Here is a 19,340-nt window from a genome sequence, read left to right as displayed (position 1 = left end):
GGGGGATGAACGGTCAGTGTCCGGATCGCGTCCCCGGGTCCGCCGGGCTGGAGCCACCGTGGGTGGCGTCAGTGTAGCCACCGGTCGAGGAACCGGCGGTCGAGGAGCCGGCCGGGCTGGCGGGACCGGCGTCGTGGTGACCGTGGCCGCGGCTGGTGAGCTTCGCCTGGAGCTGCTTGATCTTGGCCCGGTTCTCCGGCCGGTTGGCCGCGGCCTTGGCCTTGTTGACCATCTCCTTGGTCTTCGGGCTGTGCAGGAAATCCGTGATCTTGTTCGAGAAACTGGCCATAATAACGGTGTACCTATCCGGGCAGGGGTTTACGCCTGCCGGTCATCCGTTCGACGACCCGCCCGAGGAGCCGCCGAACGTGTCCCTCACCCGGTTCCACAGACTGTCGAGCTGGTCACGGGTGTCGTCCTTGACCGACATGACGACCTTGTCCCACAACCGCTGACGCTGTTCGTCGACCATCAAGGCGATCTGGTCCGCCGCATAGAGCAGCAGCAGGACGACAAGGACGAACAGAATCGTGCGCTTGAAAGGGATCCGCAGCCGGAACCGACACCGGGGACGCGGTCGCGGCGCCGGTTCAGCGTAGGGAGCCGGCGCGCGTCCGCGCCGGTCCGGGCGTGCCTCGGCCACCCACGGGGCCGGGGCACGCCGTGGCTCCGGCGAGAGCGCACCGCGCCCCCTGACAGGCTCGGGACCCGCGGGCACCGACGGGGGCCACTGCTGGGCCACGGGGCGGGGCCGTGCCGGCGCCTGGGGGACGGTGCCGCCTCCGCGGCACGGCCGGCGTAGGGCCGACCCGGGTAGGGCTGACCGGCCGGCGGAGAATCCGCCCGGGGCTGGCCGCCGTGCATCGGGCGGGCGTCCGGTGCCGGCGGCGGATGGCCCCTCTCGCCGGAATCGTCGAAACCCGATCGGTGGCCGTTCCCGTCGGCCTCATCGTCGTACTGGACGAATCCGCCGCGGCGCGGTCGGCGGCCGGTGGCGGTGCCAGCGCGGGTGGCGGCATGGGCGGACCGGCCAGCGGGGGCATGTCGCGAGCTGAGTCGTTCCACCAACGATCGCCGCCGAGGAGCCGGGACTCATTCTCCCACCAGCGCCGCTGTTCATACGGGGTCGCAACGTGGGTCGGATCCGGTCGACCGGCCCCGTCGGCCCCGTCGGCCGCAACCGCCCCAGCCGCGGCGGCACTGCGTCCCCGTGGCCAGGTCCCGTCGAGCAGGGCGGTCGCGGCGTCTCGCGCGTCACCGGCCCGGCCGCGCTCGCCGAGCAGGGTGAGCAGCAGGTTCTCGGTGGAGGGCCAGTCCCGGGGGTCGCGGGCGAGCGCGGACCGGACGATCGGCGTGAGATCAGGCGGCATGGCCCGCAGGTCCGGCTGACCCGTCAGGATCTTCTCCGACATCTCCAGGTAGATGCCGTGGCCGTAGGGGTGACCGCCGGTGGCCGCGTAACCGATCAGCAGTCCCCAGGCGAAGACGTCGACCGCCGGGCCGAGCGCGGCGCCCTCCATCTGCTCGGGCCCCATCCAGCCGACCGAGCCGAGGACCAGACCCGTCTGGGTGCGGCCCTTTGTCATGTCGAGCGCGCGGGCGATCCCGAAATCGATGACCCGGGGGCCGGAGTACGACAGCATGACGTTGCTCGGTTTGAGATCCCGGTGGACGATGCCGGCCCGGTGGATGGCGGTGAGCGCGGACGCCACGCCCTGCAGTGTCGACAGCGGCAGCGGACCGGACTCGGTGACGGCCTGATCAAGCCGGACGCCGTCGATGTACTCCGTGACCAGATAAGGACGACGCGCGTCGGGATCGGCATCGAGGACCTGGGCGGTGCAGAAGGGCGCGACCCGCCGAGCGGCCGCCACCTCGTCCCGGAAACGTGCCCGGAACTCCGGGTCGGCGGCGAGGTCCGACCTGATCACCTTGATCGCAACGAACTTCTCGGCTGCGTCCTGGGCGAGGAACACCGTTCCCATCCCACCCGCGCCCAGCCGACCGACGACCTGGTAAACACCGATCGTGGTCGGATCATCGGGATGCGGCGCCTCGGCCGGATATCCGCCACTAGGCGAAACCCGACGCGCCGATCGTTCCGTCACTGTTCTCCCGCCCGTGTTATACCTCCGGCCGCGGCCCAGGTACCGTTCCGGCCTGGGAGCCGTCACCGGTGCCGCAATTGTCTCCCCGTGCAGGGAGACGAACCCATCATCACGCCACAGTCCGTCGTCGCCCAGTCCCTACGGGCATCCGCAACGGCGCGGAAGTCACGCTAACGCTAACCCTCTCGAGTAAATCGATGTCGAGCGTTGTCCGCCAGCCGACGCGGCGGATCCGGTCGTTCCCGCCAGCCGTATCCGAGGGGACCGCAGGTAGTCGACGACAACCACAGGTGGTCGACGACTCACCATTCCGCGGATGAAGGCGGGTGCGGCGTGTCTCCGGCAGGATGAGGGAGGGAACATCCACTGCTACCGACCGGCTGCCCCGACAGCGCCGGTCGGCCGCCAAGCTTAGGGAGTCACCCGTGGTCACGCAGTCCGCCGATGCGCACCAGCCCACGAACGCGGTCACGGAGACCGACCCCGCGGCCAGGGCGAGCGTCACCGGCGCCGTGCGGTCGGGGACGTCCCCGGTCGACACCGACGTCGACATGCTGATCGTCGGCGCCGGGCCGGCCGGCCTCTACGGCGCCTACTACGCCGGATTCCGTGGCCTGTCAGTCGCGCTCATGGACTCGTTGCCCGAGGCCGGCGGTCAGGTCACCGCGATGTACCCGGAGAAGATGATCTACGATATCGCGGGCCTGCCGGCCGTCCGGGGCCGTGAACTGATCGACGCCCTGTTGATCCAGGCGAACCAGTTCTCCCCCACCTACCTGCTGGGCCAGCAGGCCGCCGAGCTGACCCACGAGCCGGGCGCCGTGGTGGTGACCAGCAGCCAGGGTCTTCGGGTACGCGCCAAGGTCGTCGTCATCACCGGCGGTCTCGGCACCTTCACCCCCCGCCCGCTGCCCACCGGCACCGCGCATCTGGGCCGCGGCCTGGTCTACTTCGTGCCCAAGCTCGACGTCCACACCGGCCAGGACGTCATCGTGGTCGGCGGCGGGGACAGCGCCTTCGACTGGGCGCTGTCCCTGGAGCCGATCGCCCGCTCGGTCACCCTCGTGCACCGTCGGGACCGGTTCCGGGCGCATATGTCCACAGCCGAGCGGGTCGAGGCGTCCTCCGTCGAGATCCTGACCTTCACCGAGGTCGCCACGGTCCACGGTGAGGAGTGGATCGAGAAGGTCGAACTGGTGCAGACCCGCACCGGCGACCGACATGTCCGACCCGCGCAGGCGGTCGTCGCCGCGCTCGGATTCACCGCCGACCTCGGACCGCTGACCCGCTGGAATCTGACCATTGACAAGCGGCACATCGTCGTCGACCCGACGATGGCGACCGGAGTCGAGCGGATCTTCGCGGCCGGCGACATCACTGAGTACCCAGGGAAGGTCCGCCTGATCGCGACGGGTTTCGGGGAGGCCGCGACGGCGGTCAACAACGCGGCGCCGGTGGTGGACCCGTCGGCAAAGATCTTCCCGGGGCACAGCTCCGACGACGGCACCGGCGGCTGAGCGCCCGGCGGGCGTGACCGACAGGCGTGGCCGTTGTCCGTCGGCGCCCGACCGGGCGCCGACGGACCCGCGGCGCACACTGGGAACATGCGCGGTCTACTGGTGATCGGTCACGGATCCCGGCGGGATGAGGCGAACGCGACGGTTCGGGAGCTCGCCCACCGGCTCCTGGTCGATCCCGGCCATGTGGTCGATCCCGGCCATGCCGCCGCGCCATGGACGTGGGGGGCGGCCGAAGCCGCCTTCCTCGAAATCGCCCGGCCCGACATCGCCACCGGGTACGCCACGCTGGCCGACGCGGGATGCACCGAGATCGTCGTCTACCCGTTCTTCCTGTTCGACGGCAATCACACCCGCCGAGACATCCCGGCGGCACTCGACGACGCCCGGTGCCGGCACCCGACGACCCGATGGGTGCTGTCGGAGCCGCTCGGGCTGCACGCGAGCGTCGTCGACGCGGTCCGCGCGCGGCTCGACGACACCCTGCGTCTCCTGGTCCGCGAAGCCGAGGCCGCCGCTCCGAAGATCAACCATCCGGCGAGCCGGTGGACCGGCTGGTGACGACGAAGTCCGCGACGGCGGCCGCGAGCGGATGGACCCCGGGTTCGGTGGGCACGATGTCCACCCGCATGCCCGCCACCGCACAGGCCAGCGCGCTGCGTCGACCCATCGCCGCGATGAGCAGATCGGGCGGGAGAGGTCCGTAGATCTCGGCGGTGCTGCGGGCGGCGGTGGACGACGCGAAGGCCGCGACGTCGAAGTCGCCGTGCCGGAGCTCCTCGGCGATCCGGGGATCCGGCTCGGCGGTCACGTCGGTAAGCAGCGGCACCCGGCGCAGGGAACACACCCCGTCCGGCGGGTCCGCCGCGCCGACGATCAGCACCCGCGACGAGCCGGTCGGACCGGCGAGACCGGTCGACGACGGATCCATGGACAGCTCGGCGACGGGCACCGAGGCGAGGCCCAGCCCGTCAAGCGATTCCGCGGCGTCCCCGCGGGCCGCGACGAGAGTCAGGCCGGCCAACGCCCGCACGTCGGTGCCGGCTCGACGCAGCAGGGCCACCACGGCGGCGACCTCGTCCGCATCGGCCAGCAGCAGACCATCCGCTCCCGGCAACGCCGCCACCAGCACGGCACCGGCGTCCTCGACCGGCGCGGGCCGGGCGACAACGGTCTCGACCGCATCCGCGCCCAGCTGCCGCAGCCGGCGAGCCAGCAGACCCGGCCGCGGCCGGGTACGAGCCACGAGTACCCGGATCCCGGCGAGCGGCCCCGCCTCCGAGACCGGCGCGTCCCGGCGCGCCGCGACCTCTCCGACCACGATCACCGCGGGAGACCGCACACCGGCCGCGATCGCGTCGATCGCCAGCGCGTCCAGGGTGGTCCGCAGGACCCGCTGCGCCGGGGTCGCCCCGCGCTCGATGACCGCGACCGGCGTCGCCCCGGGGCGACCGCCGGTGAGCAGCGCGTCGGTGATGTCCATGAGACGCGCCACCCCCATCAGGATAACGATGGTCGCCCGGGAGGCCGCGAGACCGGCCCAGTCCACCGTCGACTCCGGATGGCCGGGTGGCAGGTGCCCCGAGACGATGGCAACCTCCTGCGCGAGACCACGATGAGTGACCGGGATGCCGGCACAGGCGGGTACGGCCAGCGCCGAGGTAACGCCGGGCACGACGGTGCACGCGACCCCCGCCACGGCGCAGGCCTGCGCCTCCTCGCTGCCTCGCCCGAGCAGGTAGGGATCGCCGCCCTTGAGGCGGACGACGCGCGCACCGGCGCGCGCCCGGTCGACGAGGACCGCGTTGATCTCCTCCTGGGTCCACGACGGCGCGGTCGGGCTCTTGCCCACGTGGATGATCTCGGCGCCGGCCGGGGCGGCGCCGAGGAGGACGGCCGCGGCGAGCCGGTCGGTGACCACGACGTCCGCGTTCGCCAGCACCTCACGGCCGCGAACGGTGAGCAGACCGGGATCGCCCGGGCCCGCGCCGACCAGCCAGACCTCACCCACACTTCGCCCGTCCGTCACGGCGTGCACCGTACCTGCTCGGTTGCCTTCGAACACTGGCAGCCGGCAGGCCCGAGGAGGTCAGTGGATACCACACTCCGTCTTGATCGAATCGGCCCACCGGCCCTCCCGGCCGGCGCCCCGCCGGGTGCACGGCCAGCAGCCAACCGAGTCGTAACCGTCGGAGAGGAGCGGGTTGACGATGACGCCGTGCTCGGCCACGTAGCGTTCGACGTCCTCGTCGGTCCAGGCCGCGAGCGGGTGGATCTTCACCTTGCCCCGTCTGGCGTCCCAGTCGACGACCCGGAGCTTCGCCCGGCTGGGCGACTCCGCCCGCCGCGACCCCGCGGCCCAGGCACGGTAGGGAGCCAGGGCCCGATCCAGCGGAACGACCTTGCGCATCCGGCAGCACAGGTCCGGGTCGGTCCGGTAGAGGTCCTGACCGTAGACGGCGTCCTGGCCGACGACGGTGAGCTGCGGACGGGCGCTGATGATCGGCAGGTCGTAGATTCCGGCCACCGCGTCCCGGGTACCGACGGTCTCGGGGAAGTGATAACCAGTGTCGATGAAAACCACGGGGACGTCGGACCGGATCCGGGCGAGCATGTCCACGAGGATCGTCTCAGCCATTGAGGCGGCGATCGCCAGCTTCGTCCCGAATTCCTCGACCGCCCAGCACAGGATCTCCTCCGCCGGCGCACCCTCGAGATCGTCCCCGGCCCGCAGCGCCCGGGCCTGCAACGCGGCATCCATCAGCTCGTCTCCTCGTCGTCACGCAACCCGGCTCCGGCGGCCGCGAGGGCCGTCAGACTCAGCCGGAAGCCCCGCAGGCAGGATCGGCACGCCCAGTACCCGTGGCCAGGTCCCGCGCCGGAGCCCTCCGGCGGCGTGTCCGGGACGATGTCCTCCTCGCCGCAGTACGGGCAGTAGAAGGGCACCACCCGCTCACCGCTAGCCATCAGCGGCACCGAGCGCCGTCAGCTGGGCCTCGTCGGCCCGCTCCGCCCAGTCCGCGAAGCTCTCCCCCGCGGTCCGGCCCGCCCGGTAGGTCTCCAGCACCGCGACGACGTAGTCGACGAGGCCGTCGGCGGTCACCTTCAGACCACGCGACTTGCGGCCCAGCCGCGACCTGGTACCCAGGTGCCCGCCGAGGTGGACCTGGAAGCCCTCGACCATCTCACCGGTGGCGTCGTCCGGTACCAGGGAACCCTTGAGCCCGATGTCTGCGACCTGGAAGCGGGCGCAGGCGTTGGGGCAGCCGTTGACGTTGATCCCGATCGGCTCGTCGAAGTCGGGCAGCCGGCGTTCGAGCTCGTCGATGAGGTCGCGGGCCCGGCCCTTGGTCTCGACGATCGCCAGCTTGCAGAACTCGATACCGGTGCAGGCCATCGTGCCGCGCCGGAACACGCTTGGGCGGACCACCAGGTCGAGCGCACCGAGTTCGGCCTCCAGCGCGTCGACGCCCGCGTCGGCGACATCGAGGATGACGAGCTTCTGCGTCGTCGTGGCGCGGATGCGGCCCTGCCCGAACCGATCGGCGAGGTCCGCCACCGCGGTCAGCGTGGTCCCGCTGAGCCGACCCGCCCGCGGTGCGAACCCCACGGCGTTGCGGCCGTCGCGCTGGCGGTGCACCCCGATGTGGTCGCGCCCCTCGCTGCGCGGCGGGGCCGGCGCCGGGCCGTCAGGCAGCGCCGAAGCCAGGTACTCCTTCTCCAGGGTCGCGCGCACCCATTCGGCGCCCATGTCCGCGACCAGGAACTTCAACCGGGCGCGGGTGCGCAGCCGGCGGTAACCGTAGTCTCGGAACAGCGACACGACGCCGTGCCAGACCTCGGCAACCCGCGCCGGCGGCACGAACGCGCCCAGCCGCACGCCGAGCCGCGGGTTCGTCGACAGACCGCCACCGACCCACAGATCATAGCCGGCTCCCAGTTCCGGATGGATGACCCCGACGAACGCGATGTCGTTGATCTCGTGCAACGTGCAGTGGTCGGCGCAGCCGGAGATGGCGCTTTTGAACTTACGGGGCAGGTTGGCCAGCGTAGGGTCGCCGATGAACCGGCGGACGACCTCGTCGATCGCCTCGCTCCCGTCGATGATCTCGTCACCGTCGACCCCGGCGAGCGGGCAACCGAGGATCACCCGGGGGGTGTCGCCACAGGCCTCGGCGGTGGTCATGCCGGCGTTCTCCAGTGCCGCCCAGATCGCCGGCACATCCTCGATCCGGATCCAGTGGAGTTGGATGTTCTGCCGGTCGGTGACATCGGCGACGTCCCGGCCGTAGCGGGTGGAGACGTCGGCGATCACCCGGAGCTGATCCGAAGTCATCCGGCCGCCGTCGAGTCGGATGCGCTGCATGAAGTAGGAGTCGTCCAGTTCCTCGGGTTCGAGGATCGCCGTCCGCCCGCCGCTGATCCCCTGCCGGCGCTGGGTGTACAGACCCCACCACCGGAACCGGCCCCGCAGGTCCTGGGGATCGATCCCGTCGAAACCGGTACGCGGGTAGAGGTTGAGGATGCGGTCCCGCACCTCCAGGCCGCCTTGGTCCTTCTTCATCCGCTCGTTCGCGTTGAGCGGCTCGGAATATCCCAACGCCCACTGGCCCGTTCCCTTGGGTCGGGACGGGCGCGCGGACCGGGCAGGACGAGCAGGAGAAGTCATGAGATCTCTCGGTGCGCAAGGAAGTCGCGGCGCCGGCAGCGGGCGCCACGAACGGAGACGTCAGCGGGAGCGGCGACAGCCGGCGCTGGAGACCCGCAGCAGGTCGACGTGCAGACGGGCGACGAGCATCGGCTCAATCACCAGGCACGGCACCGCGGGGGACGACGCAGCCCGGCGCCGACGGGAGACGTCAAGCGGAAGGCCTGACGCCTGCCCAACCGGCACCCCACCAGCGAGGGCGCACGTAGTCACGAGCCCATGTTTCCACAGAAGTACGGCTGATGGGCAAGTCGGGGCACTGTCCGGCCTACTTCGACCCGCCGCCCTGCTCCAAACTGCAACAAACCGGACGACCAGCCCCGAGACCGTCCGCCATGGCCGTCATGGCAGCGGAGAAAATGAACAATCCCGCCGGTCACGAGATCGCTCAGATCGTCCGGTGGGCGGCGCACAGCCGCCGGAGCTGCTCCACCAGCGGACCGGTGGCCAGCCCCTTCTCCAGCAGGCCGTCCGCGCCGAGTTCCAGCACCTGGTCGAGCAACGCATCCTCGGAGAATCCCGTGAAGATCACCACCGTGGCCCGCGGCACGACCCGCCGGATCCGCGGCAGGGCGGCGATGCCGTCGAGGACCGGCATGGCCAGGTCGAGCAGCACGAGGTCCGGCTCGGTGCGGACGACCTCGTCGATCGCCTCCGCGCCGTTGGACGCGGCGCCGACGATCACGAAGTCGGGTTCGGTCTCCAGCAACAGGCACAATAGGTCGCGCACCCCGTCCGCGTCGTCGACGACGACTACGCGCCGTGGAGCGGGCGGAGGCACCTGCTCCGCCGGAGCGGAACCACGGCCCACAGCGGAACCGCCGACCAGGCCGACGGCCTTCTCCCCGACGAGCCCGACGGTGTCGGCATCCACCGAACGGCCGGTATCCACCATTCTTTTGTACGCGCCCCGCCCGACCCCGCGCATCGTCATTCAGGATGGTTTCCGAGGATGACCCACGTTGGCCATCAGGCCGATACCCGCAGACCGTCGCGAAGCACCGCAGCCTGGACGCGGCCGCGATAGCACACCATGCGGGAATAGCCCGTCCGGACGAGCCCTCGGCGATTCCGCCGCTTTCCGCCAACACTTCCGTGGCAACACTCGCGTTTCCCAACAATAACCCAAGAAGGTCGGCATAATGTCTCGACGGAGGTGCGGTATGACGGGCGACTTCCACACGGCGATCGATCGGCCGACCACGAAGCGCGATGCCGATCGACTTCGCCTGCCGTTTGACAACTGAGAGTAATCAGTGAAACTGGATGTGTATGGGACTTTTGACCTCTAGTTTACTAGGGTGCGGCCTGGAGTAATCTGATCACTATCGGTGACTCTCTACTGGCCATCGGGCGGGCGACCGTCAGGCGGGCGAGCAGAGACAGCACACGACTGCTGAGCTTCCCTCCTCGGGAGGCGGGACCTTGCCACGCGGAAGGACGTCACAGATGCGGCAACGGAGCCGAGGCCGGCACGATGCAGCGACCGCCGAAGACCTGCTACCCGCTGAGGTCCGACGGCGGCGCTGTGAACGTGTCCTCTCTCGGGAGGAGCTCGCCCGACGCACCGGCTACAGCCGCCAGTACATCGGTCAGCTCGAACAGCCCAGCCGAGGCATCCCCTCCCGGCCGGTGATCGCCGCAGTCGACGCGGCGCTGGAGGCCGGGGGCGCCCTCATCGACCTGCGTGAGGCAGCCGTCGCCGCCCGGGCAGAACGCCTGCGTCGCCAGCCCGATCCGGAGCGGGAGTCCCGCCGCCGGGTTTCGGATCTGCTCGACCACCGCCGGTCGGACACCGAACTGGACTACCTCGATCGGTTGGTGGCCGATCTGATCGCCAAGGCCGACCGGCTCGATCCACAGGACGTCACCGCCCAGGTGCTGGAGCAGCAGAACGTCGTCGACAACCTGCTGCACACGCCCATGCTGCCGCACCAGCAGTTCCGGCTGTTCATGCTCGCGGGTCACCTGGCCGGGCTGCTCGCCATCTCCCTGTTGGACGTGGACGAGCTCGCGGGAGCCAGCACCTGCTGCCTCGAGGCGGCGGTGTTCACCGAGCTGACCGGTCAGGAAGGACTACGGGCCTGGACCCTCGCGGTCAACAGCCTCATCGACGCGGCCGCCCGGCAGGCCTGCGAGGGCAGCGAACCCGGCAGCGAACCCGGCACCGAACCCGGCATCGCGTCCGGCGACGGCCTCGGGGCCCCCGTGCCACCGGACCCACGGTCCGGGCCGCCAGGTGAACCCAGCGATCCAAGGTATGCTCTGGCCGGCGGGGATGACGCCGGTGGCGAGACGCTCGACGAGATGCTGATCGCGCCGGGCGGGCGAGCCACCCCGCCCCGGTTGGTCGCGCTGGTAAAGGGACGTATCGCGCGCTTCGCCACGGCGAGTACGCGCCGAGCGGTTCCGATTCCGCCGACCAGTATCTCTCACGCGTTCCGACCACCGGTCTGAGCGGCGGTCAGACGTCCGCGAAACGCAGTGCGCGCAGCGCCGGAACATCACCTCGCCGCGCGGCACGCCCGGCGAAGGCGATAATCCCCGCCTGCTGGCGCGCACCGAGCCGAAAGTCGAGAGTGGTGAAATACCGGGCCAGCGTGCCCGGGTCGAACACCTCAAAACGGGCCGCCCGCGCCGCGACCTCGTCCACATCACGCAGCGCCAGGTCGAGTCCGGAGCGGAACGCGCCGTGCACCTCCTTGACCACCCCGGGACGGCGTTCGGCGAAGGACCGTCGGGCGGCCCACACGGCGAACACCATGGGCAGGCCGGTCCACTCCCGCCAGGCGGCACCGAGATCGACGAGCCGGAGAGGATGGTCCGGACCGCCCCGCTCGGCATCGTAGGTCGCCCGTAGCGCGGCATCACCGATGATCACTGCGGCATCCGCCTCCCGCAGCATCGACGGCAGGTCCGGCGGCATCGTCACATACTCCGGTCGCAGGCCGTAGCGATCCTCCAGCAACATCCGGGCGAGCAGCACGCTGGTCCTGGACGTCGAGCCGAGCGCGACGGTCCGGATCTCCATGAGCGGCGCCGCCGTGCCCAGCACGACGGACAGGACCGGACCGTCGGAGCCGACCGCGAGGTCGGGCAGCACGACGAGCTCGTCGGCATGCCGGAGGTACTCCACCAGGCTGATCGGACCGATATCGAGATCGCCGGCGACCAGCGCGTCGTTCAGCCGGTCCGGGGTGTCCTTCGTCAGCTCGATGTCGAGCAGAGCACCGGAGTGGACCAGTCCCCAGTACAGCGGCAGGCAGTTCAGAAACTGGATGTGCCCCACCCGGGGACGGGCCTGGGTATCGCCATCGTTGTCCGCTCCGGCTCCGGTCAACGCCGTCCGCCCCGGCGCTCCTCCATGACCTCGATGACCACGCGGCGCTGGCGCAACGCCAGGGGATAGCTGAGCAGCCCGCTGAACACCACGGCCAGGGCGAAGGCCAGCAGCCCGCTCACCCCCAGCAGCAGGACCACGGCCAGCACCGCTCCGAAGAGCAGCACGCGTACCGCGAAGTACCGCAGGTTGATGCCAAGCAGGCCGCGCTCGCCCGCCTGGCCCGATCCGGTCGGCGAGTCAGGCATCGCCCCCTGTGGCCACGAAACCCGCTGTGGCCACGGAAGCCGCTGTAGCCACGGAACCAGCCGCCTACGCGGTTGCACCATCACGTCCTCCGTCTCTTCGTCGGCACCCAGCCAAGCCGGCGCAGCACGGTCGGGAAGAAGCCCAGCCCCAGGAAGACGACGAACAGACCCAGCAGGCCGGCGGCGCCGATCGGCAGACCGATCCAGTCGAGCACCACGTACCCGGCCACCCCCGGAAACAGGATCACCAGGAAGGCAAGCACAAAGATCGATCCGATGCCGGGCGCTCCGGGGGGCCGGACAGGCCCGGGACTCCCGGGCGCCGGCGACTCCTCGGATCCGCGGGCCGGCCCCGGCCCGTCCCCGGTGCCCATCCGGTCCACCGGTCAGGCGTCGATCGAGGTCGGGACGTCACGCCGAGCCGGGTCGGGACCGTCGTAGACACGGATCTCCCGGTAGCGGGTGTCCCGCTCGACCGGGCGGAAGCCGGCGTCGCGGATGATTGCGAGCAGATCCTCGCGGGTCATGGTGTGCGGCGTCCCGAACCGGTCCGCATCGTGCGTGATCTTGTACTCGACAACGGAACCGTCGAGGTCGTCAGCGCCGAAGTTCAACGCGAGCTGCGCCGTGGTGAGGCCGTGCATCACCCAGAAGCACTTGATGTGATCCACGTTGTCGAACAGCAGCCGGGAGACGGCAAACGTCTTCAACGCCTCGACCCCCGTCGCCATCGGCTGGTTCATCAACCGGTTGCGCGGGTCACCGGCGGCGTCGTGCTGGAAGCGCAGCGGGATGAAGACCGTGAACCCGCCCGTGGAATCCTGCAGCTCACGCAGCCGCAGCACGTGGTCCACCCGGTGCCGGGGCTCCTCAATGTGCCCGTACAGCATCGTGCACGGGGTGCGCAGGCCCTTGGCGTGGGCGAGCCGGTGGATGCGCGACCAATCCTCCCAGTGCGTCTCGTGACCGACGATCTTCTGGCGGACCTCCCAGTCGAAGATCTCCGCACCGCCGCCGGTGAGCGACTCGAGTCCCGCATCGATGAGCTCGTCGAGAATCTCGTCGGCGGACAGGCCGCTGATCTTCTCGAACCAGTGGATCTCGGTAGCGGTGAACGCCTTCAACGCGACGCCGGGCAGCGCCTTGCCTAGCTCCCGCAGCGAGCGCGGATAGTAGCGCCAGGGCAGCGTCGGATGCAGACCGTTGACGATGTGCAGCTCGGTGATCCCGGCCGGCTCCATCTCCTTCGCCAGCCGGACAGCTTCCTCGATGCGCATGGTGTAAGCATCGGACTCACCGGGCTTGCGCTGGAACGAGCAGTACGCGCAGGACGCCGAGCAGACGTTCGTCAGGTTCAGATGCCGGTTGACGTTGAAAAAGGTCTTGTCGCCGTTCTTTCTGGTACGAACCTCGTGGGCGAGACCGCCCAACCAGACGAGGTCGTCGCTGGCGTACAGCGCCTCCCCGTCGGCACGGCTCAGCCTCTCGCCGACGGAAACCTTGGCCTCGATCTCCCGCTTGAGCCCAGCATCCATGCCTTCTAGCCTAGCCCGCAGCTCTCAGCGTCCTCGGAGGCGAGCACAGCTACCCGGTCACAGCCGCCCCGCGATCCGGCGGGGCATCCGGATTACTCGCGGCTACCCGCCGTTCCCGGTGTTCCCGCCGTTCCCGGTGTTCCCGGCATCCGGGCGCTGAGCGGCCCGCTGTGCGGCCCTGCGCTGCATCCGCCCGAGCGGCCAGGTCAGCAGTCCGGCGACGGCGAACCCAATGAGCAGCGCCATCAGCAGGTTCAGCCCCACGGTCACCAGGATTACGGTGATCACGGCGAGGGCGACGACGCGGGTCAGGAAGTACGGCAGTTGCGCACGCAGGTTCACGTCCTGCGGCGCGGGCCGCTCGGCGCGAGTGGGACGACCCGGCCGCGCCGAGGCGCCGCGGCCCCCCGCCGAGGCGGGTCTGCGTGCCGTGGCCCCGTCCACCCCGCCGGTTCCGCGGCCCCGGTTCCTCACCGGTCCGCGCCCACCCGTGGCCATATCGTCCTCATCCCGCCGGCACCGCGGCCCCGGTCGGGGCCTGTTCCCGACAACTGTGCCTGTCCGGGCGGGGCCTGCGCCAGGGGGAACAGGCGTCACCCGGCCGGTGGCGCCGCCTCGACGTCCGCCAGGTCACGGCGGCCCGGCAGGTCACAGCGGGCGCCGCCGAGCTCGCCGGTCCAACGCCGGAAGAGCGTGTGCGGCACGTCGGCGGCGTCGAGCACCCGCCCGGCCACGAAGTCGACGAGATCGCCGGCCGTCCGTACGCCCGCGTAAAATCCCGGGCTCGCCGCGGCCACCACCGCCCCGGCGTCGTGCAGGTCCAACATGTGGCGCAGCGTCGCGCGGGTGTAGGGCATCTCCCGCGGGACGACGATCAGACGGCGGCCTTCCTTGAGCGTGACATCCGCCGACCGCTGCAACAGATCCTTGGACAATCCCAGGGTGATGCCGGCTAGGCAGGCCGTGCTCGCCGGGACGACGATCATCCCGCGGGTCGGGTACGAACCGCTGCTCGTCGGCGCCCCCAGATCACCCGGGGCATGTACCTCGACGAGGGTGGACACCGTATCGGCCAGCGCGTCACGATCGGCCCGCCGCGCCGACACACCCTCTGGAGGTGACACCCCGCCCAGGGGCATGGACAACCACGTGACCAGGGCTTTCGCCCAGGCGGAGTCACGCCAGGCGATGCCCGTCTCATCGAGCAGGGTCAGGCGGGCCGCGCGGGACAGCACCAGATCGACTGGCAGCCGGGCGGCCAGCAGGCCACGCAGCACCGCGGCCGCGTAGGGGGTTCCACTGGCGCCGCTCACCCCGACCACCCACGGCAGGCGCGGTCCGGCCTCCTCCTCGGGGGCACTGAAAACATCGGCCATGACGAATCCGACGCTCAGACGGCCAGGCCACGGCTGGCGAGATCGACGACGGCGAAGAGGAACAGGACGATGCCGACGAATCCGTTCGCGGTGAGGAAGGCCCGGTTGACCCGCGACAGGTCGTTCGGGGACACAATGGCGTGCTCATAGCAGAATGCCGCCGCCGTCAGCACGAGCCCGGCCCACCACCACGCACCAGCGTTGTCCAGCAGCCCGTAGACGATGAACAACGCAAAGGTGATCATATGCGTAACCGTGGAGCCAATGAGCGCGGCCCGCACCCCGAACCGGGCCGGCACCGCACGCACGCCGATGCGCCGGTCGACCTCGGCATCCTGGCAGGCGTAGATCACGTCGAAGCCGCCGATCCAGCTACCGACCGCGAGGCCGAGCACCAGTGCGGCCCAGGACCACTCGCCGGTGACCGCGATCCACGCGCCGACCGGGGCCACCGCCTGGGCGATGCCGAGCACGGCGTGCGGGAAGTCGGTGAACCGTTTCGCGTAGGGGTAGACGACGAGCGGCGCGACGGCGACCGGCGCGAGCAGCAGGCAGAGCCAGGACAGGGCCGCGGCGGCGGTGAGGAAGACGGCGAGCGCGACCGCGGCGCCGACGACCGCCGTGCGCACCGAGACCACGCCGGTGACCAGCTCTCGGTTCGCCGTCCTCGGATTACGGGCGTCGATCGCGCGATCGATGACCCGGTTTGCGGCCATGGCGAAGGTTCGGGCCGCGACCATCGCCACGCTGACGAGGGCGAGGTCCGACCAGTGCACCGACCGGGAATCCGCGAACGAGGCGGCGAGCGCCGCGATGTAGGCGAACGGCAGCGCGAAGACCGAGTGCTCGATGACGACGAGCCGCAGGAACGCCCGTACCCGGCCGGCGGCGTGTCCCGGGCCGGCTCCCGACCCTCGCCCGACCGGCTCCGACGCGCCCGGCACCCACGCGGCGTCACTCACCGCAATCACCACTCCTTGTTCCTTGCCTATCCAGAGGCCCTAGCGTCCTTTTTGTCCCTCTGGATAGGCAAGGAACAAGGAGGACGGTCACAGTCCATACTCCTTCCATCGGCGGGTGACCCGTTCGCGGACCGCCTCGTCCATGACGATCTCCTCCGGCCAGCCGCCGTTGCGCCGGTAACCCTCGCTCGGTAGCTTGCGGGTCGCGTCCACACCAACCTTGCCGCCCCAGAACTGCTCGTAGGCGGCGTGGTCGAGATGGTCCACCGGCCCGATGGTCGTGATCAGGTCGTGGGCATAGTCGACGTTGCCGAAGGCGCGCCAGGCGACCTCGTGGTAGTCGTGCACGTCGCAGTCGGCGTCGACGACCACGATCAGCTTCGACAACGACAGCAGCCCGGCCCCCCAGACCGCGTTCATCACCTTCTGCGCGTGCTTCGGATAACGCTTCTCGATGGAGACGATGCAGCAGTTGTGGAACACCCCCGCCTCAGGCAGGTCATAATCGACGATCTCGGTGATCATCATCCTGACCAGCGGCAGGAAGATCCGTTCGGTGGCCTTGCCCATCGGACCGTCCTCCTGCGGCGGCCGACCGACCACGATCGTCTGGAACACCGGGTCACGCTGCGTCGTCATCACGTCGACGTGCAGCGCCGGGAACGGTTCGACGGGGGTGTAGAAGCCGGTGTGGTCGCCGAACGGCCCCTCGGGCAGCCGCTCCCCCGGCTCGAGCCAGCCCTCGAGCACCACTTGTGCGTTCGCGGGCACCCGCAGCGGGACGGAGAGGCAGTCGATCATCTCCACCCGCTCGCCGCGCAGGTAACCGGCGAACAGGTACTCGTCGAGGTCGGTGGGCAGTGGCGCGGACGCGGCGTAGGTGACCGCCGGGTCGCACCCGAACGCGATCGCGACCGGCAGCCGCTCCCCACGCCGCTCGGCGACCGCGTGATGCGCGTTGGAGTCCTTGTGGATCTGCCAGTGCATGCCGACGGTGCGTGCGTCGTGGCGTTGCAACCGGTACATCCCGAGGTTGCGCGCCCCGGTCTCGGGGTGCTTCGTGTGCGTCAGACCGAGGTTGAGGAAGGCCCCGCCGTCGTTCGGCCAGGCGTGCACCCCCGGCAGCCGGAACAGGTCGACGTCCGGACCCTTGAGAATGACGTCCTGGCAGGGCGCGGTCCGGACCCGGCGGGGCGGGATCGAGGCGAGCGACGCCGCCTTGCCGAACGCCTCGCGCAACCCGGACAGGCCGATCGGCAGCTGCGGGCGCAGCAGCGCGCCGAGCCGTTCACCGATGTCGTCCAGCGCCTCGACGCCGAGCGCGGCAGCCATCCGCTCCTCGGTGCCGAACACGTTGATCGCCAGCGGCATGTCGGCGCCGGCCGGGGACTCGAACAGCAGAGCCGGCCCGCGCTCCCGTACCACCCGGGTCACGATCTCGGTGACCTCGAGACGCGGGTCGACGGGTACGGTGACGCGGCGCAGATCCTTCCGCCTTTCGAGATGAGCAAGGAACGCACGCAGATCCGCCCAGGCCATGACCTCCATCCTCGCAGTCGCCACGGGTGGATGCCCGACCGCCCACAGGTGGTCACGATCCCAGTTCAACACGTCACGCCACGGGCACGACCGCGTCGGATAACGGACCGGAGGGACGAGGAGTCGGCGCGGAAGGCACACTAGAGGTACACGGGCCGGCCATCACCACGACATGTACGTCCGCCGCAGGCCATAGCGGACGGTACGTGCTCGCCTGACCCATCTGGTGGGGTCGCCCGTCCGTGACGCCACCCGTCCGTGACGTCGCCACGGGTCGGGGATTTCGCCACGGTCGGGGATTTCGCCACGGTCGGGGATTTCGCCACGGTCGGGGGTTTCGCCACGGGTCGGGATTAGATGCCCGCGGATCGGATGTTCCATACCTGACAGGTCACGACGAACATAACGATCAAGAAAAGCAGGAAGGAGCGACCGGCCGGTGCTGGGCCTCGCGCTGACGTTTGTGATCATTGGTGTTTGGGCTTACGCGATCATCGATGTCTTCGGGACACCCCCCGAGGAGGTTCGGATCATGCCCAAACTCGCGTGGATCGTAGCAGTGATCTTCCTTGGTATCTTCGGCACCGCCGGATGGTTCTTCTTCGGTCGGCCTCGCGCGAACAGCGCCGGCGAGCGACCGCTGCGCCGGCCGGTCTCCGACCACCCGGCCTTCGGGCAACGATCGTCCTGGGGCGTCGACAGCCGGCGTGATGGCGGCTTCAACCGGTACAGCGCACGGACGGGCACCCGCCGGGCCGCCGTCCGGCCGAAGGGTCCCGACGACGACCCGGACTTCATGCGGGAACTGTCCGCCCGGATCCGCAAGGGCGAGGCCGGACCGCCGCCGTCGTCGTCCCACGGCTGAGCCGCCTGGACGCGGGGGATCCAGGGGCACGAACCCGCGGCTGACCGGCTCCGCGCACCGGGACGAGCGGCGGTCCGTCGTTCCGGTACGCGGCCGAGCGGGGTGTTCTCCGCAGGCTGCAGGTAACCCGCCCGTTCTCCCCGACGGGGCCAGACCGGGACCAGGGACCAGCAGCCGCGGGGAGGGTCAGATGCCGGCGTAGGAGTGCAGCCCCGAGATGATCAGATTCACCAGGTAGTAGTCCACGAACAGGGCGCTGAAGGCCAGCAGCGAGATCGTCGCGGCCCGCCGCCCACGCCATCCAGCCGTCGCGCGGGCGTGCAGGTAGGCGGCGTAGCAGACCCAGGTGATGAACGACCACGTCTCCTTGGGGTCCCACCCCCAGTAGCGGCCCCATGCCGCCTCCGCCCAGATCGCCCCGGCAATGATCGCGAAGGTCCAGATCGGGAACGCGAACGCGATGACCCGGTAGGACAGTGTGTCGAGCGCCGTTGACGACGGCAGGCGCATGACGATGCCGCCCCGGCGCTGCATGGCCCGGCTCGCGTCAGCCCGTCCGGCCGCGACCTCGGCCAGCCGGTTTTCCCAACGCTCCTTGATGAGGAACAACACCGTGGTCACGGCGGAGACCAGGAATACCCCGCTGGCGACGATCGCACCGACCACATGGATCTTGAGCCAGTACGAGTTGAGCGCGGGCACCAGCGGTCCCGCGGCGACATAGAGCACGGTGCCGGCGAAACCGAGCGAGAGCACGACCGGCAGCATGACGAAGACGCCCAGCCACCGGACCGGCTGCCGGATCATCAGGCCGAGAAACGTCGTGACCGCGATCAGACAGATCATCGACGAGAACTCGTACATGTTGCCCCAGGGCACCCGCTCCGCCGCGAGGCCACGAGTGATGACGGACCCCAGGTGCAGCGTCCAGCCGACGACCGTCAGCGCGACGGCGATCCGCCCGATCCGCCGGGCACGCGCGGGAACCGCCACGTCGCCGTCGTTACCGGCGGCCAGCGTGTGCGCGGCGTTCGCCCGCCGCCGGACAGCTTCGCTCTCCCGGGCCCGGGCCGCCGCGAGGGCCACGGCGGCGGGGTCGGACGGGTCGATCGGGGTCGCGGCCCCGTCGGTCGGGCCGGCCG

Annotated in this window: 22 protein-coding genes; 4 read left to right on the top strand and 18 right to left on the bottom strand. The window is 70.3% G+C overall.

The features are described from left to right. Nucleotides 1–13: 13 nt before the first annotated feature. Genes AC08OQ_RS03620 through AC08OQ_RS03610 form a run of 3 tightly spaced genes read right to left on the bottom strand, consistent with a single transcriptional unit; the run spans nucleotide 14 to nucleotide 2,108 of the window. Nucleotides 14–289 (bottom strand): hypothetical protein, encoded by a 276-nt coding sequence (locus AC08OQ_RS03620; RefSeq protein WP_462185647.1) that lies wholly within the window; start codon nucleotides 287–289, stop codon nucleotides 14–16. A gap of 42 nt (nucleotides 290–331) precedes the next feature. After that, nucleotides 332–643 carry a hypothetical protein gene (locus tag AC08OQ_RS03615; protein ID WP_476599805.1) on the bottom strand — a complete coding sequence of 104 codons (312 nt, stop codon included), beginning with the start codon at nucleotides 641–643 and terminating at the stop codon, nucleotides 332–334. Beyond that, nucleotides 591–2,108 (bottom strand): serine/threonine-protein kinase, encoded by a 1,518-nt coding sequence (locus tag AC08OQ_RS03610; protein ID WP_476599807.1) that lies wholly within the window; start codon nucleotides 2,106–2,108, stop codon nucleotides 591–593. Before AC08OQ_RS03610 ends, AC08OQ_RS03615 begins: the two co-directional genes overlap by 53 nt. Nucleotides 2,109–2,533: 425 nt before the next feature. Between AC08OQ_RS03610 and AC08OQ_RS03605 the strand changes: the two genes are divergently transcribed. After that, nucleotides 2,534–3,625 (top strand): NAD(P)/FAD-dependent oxidoreductase, encoded by a 1,092-nt coding sequence (locus AC08OQ_RS03605; RefSeq protein ID WP_476599809.1) that lies wholly within the window; start codon nucleotides 2,534–2,536, stop codon nucleotides 3,623–3,625. An 87-nt stretch (nucleotides 3,626–3,712) separates the two neighbouring features. Then, complete coding sequence (locus tag AC08OQ_RS03600) at nucleotides 3,713–4,186, top strand: sirohydrochlorin chelatase (RefSeq protein WP_462185644.1); 474 nt, start codon at nucleotides 3,713–3,715, stop codon at nucleotides 4,184–4,186. Here AC08OQ_RS03600 and cobA read toward each other — a convergent pair. The 6 genes from cobA to AC08OQ_RS03570 form a co-directional block, all read right to left on the bottom strand. Further along, entirely contained in the window at nucleotides 4,152–5,654 is a 1,503-nt protein-coding gene (gene cobA / locus AC08OQ_RS03595; RefSeq protein ID WP_476599813.1) for a uroporphyrinogen-III C-methyltransferase, read from the bottom strand. The two genes, AC08OQ_RS03600 and cobA, sit on opposite strands and share 35 nt — an antisense overlap. Before the next feature lie 60 nt (nucleotides 5,655–5,714). Next, nucleotides 5,715–6,386 (bottom strand): phosphoadenylyl-sulfate reductase, encoded by a 672-nt coding sequence (locus AC08OQ_RS03590; RefSeq protein WP_476599815.1) that lies wholly within the window; start codon nucleotides 6,384–6,386, stop codon nucleotides 5,715–5,717. After that, nucleotides 6,386–6,592, bottom strand: coding sequence for a transposase (locus AC08OQ_RS03585; protein ID WP_462185641.1), 207 nt, complete (start codon nucleotides 6,590–6,592; stop codon nucleotides 6,386–6,388). Before AC08OQ_RS03585 ends, AC08OQ_RS03590 begins: the two co-directional genes overlap by 1 nt. Then, nucleotides 6,585–8,294 carry a nitrite/sulfite reductase gene (locus AC08OQ_RS03580; protein ID WP_462185640.1) on the bottom strand — a complete coding sequence of 570 codons (1,710 nt, stop codon included), beginning with the start codon at nucleotides 8,292–8,294 and terminating at the stop codon, nucleotides 6,585–6,587. The genes AC08OQ_RS03585 and AC08OQ_RS03580 overlap by 8 nt, the downstream gene beginning before the upstream one ends. 60 nt (nucleotides 8,295–8,354) lie before the next feature. Continuing rightward, nucleotides 8,355–8,546 carry a putative leader peptide gene (locus tag AC08OQ_RS03575; RefSeq protein ID WP_462202617.1) on the bottom strand — a complete coding sequence of 64 codons (192 nt, stop codon included), beginning with the start codon at nucleotides 8,544–8,546 and terminating at the stop codon, nucleotides 8,355–8,357. A 175-nt stretch (nucleotides 8,547–8,721) separates the two neighbouring features. After that, the gene (locus AC08OQ_RS03570) at nucleotides 8,722–9,207 is read right to left on the bottom strand and encodes a response regulator (protein WP_476599817.1); all 486 of its coding nucleotides are present in this window, start codon (nucleotides 9,205–9,207) and stop codon (nucleotides 8,722–8,724) included. A 575-nt stretch (nucleotides 9,208–9,782) separates the two neighbouring features. On the opposite strand from AC08OQ_RS03570, the gene AC08OQ_RS03565 reads away from it, so the two are divergent. After that, nucleotides 9,783–10,790, top strand: coding sequence for a helix-turn-helix domain-containing protein (locus tag AC08OQ_RS03565; RefSeq protein WP_476604510.1), 1,008 nt, complete (start codon nucleotides 9,783–9,785; stop codon nucleotides 10,788–10,790). Nucleotides 10,791–10,797: 7 nt separating this feature from the next. Here the strand turns inward: AC08OQ_RS03565 and AC08OQ_RS03560 are convergent, their stop codons facing one another. The 8 genes from AC08OQ_RS03560 to AC08OQ_RS03525 all read right to left on the bottom strand — a co-directional run bounded on the left by AC08OQ_RS03560 (nucleotide 10,798) and on the right by AC08OQ_RS03525 (nucleotide 17,333). Beyond that, nucleotides 10,798–11,673, bottom strand: coding sequence for a menaquinone biosynthetic enzyme MqnA/MqnD family protein (locus AC08OQ_RS03560; RefSeq protein ID WP_476599821.1), 876 nt, complete (start codon nucleotides 11,671–11,673; stop codon nucleotides 10,798–10,800). After that, nucleotides 11,670–11,921, bottom strand: a complete 252-nt coding sequence (locus AC08OQ_RS03555; RefSeq protein WP_462185636.1) for a hypothetical protein — start codon at nucleotides 11,919–11,921, stop codon at nucleotides 11,670–11,672. The genes AC08OQ_RS03560 and AC08OQ_RS03555 overlap by 4 nt, the downstream gene beginning before the upstream one ends. Before the next feature lie 80 nt (nucleotides 11,922–12,001). Beyond that, nucleotides 12,002–12,295: a hypothetical protein gene (locus tag AC08OQ_RS03550; protein ID WP_462185635.1), complete on the bottom strand. Its 294-nt coding sequence runs from the start codon at nucleotides 12,293–12,295 to the stop codon at nucleotides 12,002–12,004. Nucleotides 12,296–12,307: 12 nt separating this feature from the next. Next, the gene (gene mqnE, locus AC08OQ_RS03545) at nucleotides 12,308–13,456 is read right to left on the bottom strand and encodes an aminofutalosine synthase MqnE (protein ID WP_462185634.1); all 1,149 of its coding nucleotides are present in this window, start codon (nucleotides 13,454–13,456) and stop codon (nucleotides 12,308–12,310) included. A 102-nt stretch (nucleotides 13,457–13,558) separates the two neighbouring features. Continuing rightward, nucleotides 13,559–13,954, bottom strand: coding sequence for a hypothetical protein (locus tag AC08OQ_RS03540; RefSeq protein ID WP_476599823.1), 396 nt, complete (start codon nucleotides 13,952–13,954; stop codon nucleotides 13,559–13,561). A 95-nt stretch (nucleotides 13,955–14,049) separates the two neighbouring features. Continuing rightward, nucleotides 14,050–14,832, bottom strand: coding sequence for a UbiX family flavin prenyltransferase (locus AC08OQ_RS03535; protein WP_476604511.1), 783 nt, complete (start codon nucleotides 14,830–14,832; stop codon nucleotides 14,050–14,052). Nucleotides 14,833–14,846: 14 nt separating this feature from the next. Further along, nucleotides 14,847–15,794 carry a menaquinone biosynthesis prenyltransferase MqnP gene (gene mqnP, locus AC08OQ_RS03530; protein WP_476592506.1) on the bottom strand — a complete coding sequence of 316 codons (948 nt, stop codon included), beginning with the start codon at nucleotides 15,792–15,794 and terminating at the stop codon, nucleotides 14,847–14,849. A gap of 87 nt (nucleotides 15,795–15,881) precedes the next feature. Further along, nucleotides 15,882–17,333 (bottom strand): menaquinone biosynthesis decarboxylase, encoded by a 1,452-nt coding sequence (locus tag AC08OQ_RS03525; protein WP_476599827.1) that lies wholly within the window; start codon nucleotides 17,331–17,333, stop codon nucleotides 15,882–15,884. A gap of 439 nt (nucleotides 17,334–17,772) precedes the next feature. Between AC08OQ_RS03525 and AC08OQ_RS03520 the strand changes: the two genes are divergently transcribed. Further along, nucleotides 17,773–18,198 carry a PLD nuclease N-terminal domain-containing protein gene (locus AC08OQ_RS03520; RefSeq protein ID WP_462202621.1) on the top strand — a complete coding sequence of 142 codons (426 nt, stop codon included), beginning with the start codon at nucleotides 17,773–17,775 and terminating at the stop codon, nucleotides 18,196–18,198. A gap of 186 nt (nucleotides 18,199–18,384) precedes the next feature. On the opposite strand, the gene ccsB is transcribed toward AC08OQ_RS03520, so the two are convergent. Further along, the coding region (gene ccsB / locus AC08OQ_RS03515) for a c-type cytochrome biogenesis protein CcsB (protein WP_476611898.1) at nucleotides 18,385–19,340 on the bottom strand (956 nt) is incomplete at its 5' end.

This window comes from Frankia sp. CcCS3, assembly GCF_977927575.1.
Note: the sequence above shows the minus strand (reverse complement) of the source record. Positions and strands in the feature narration are given on the sequence as shown.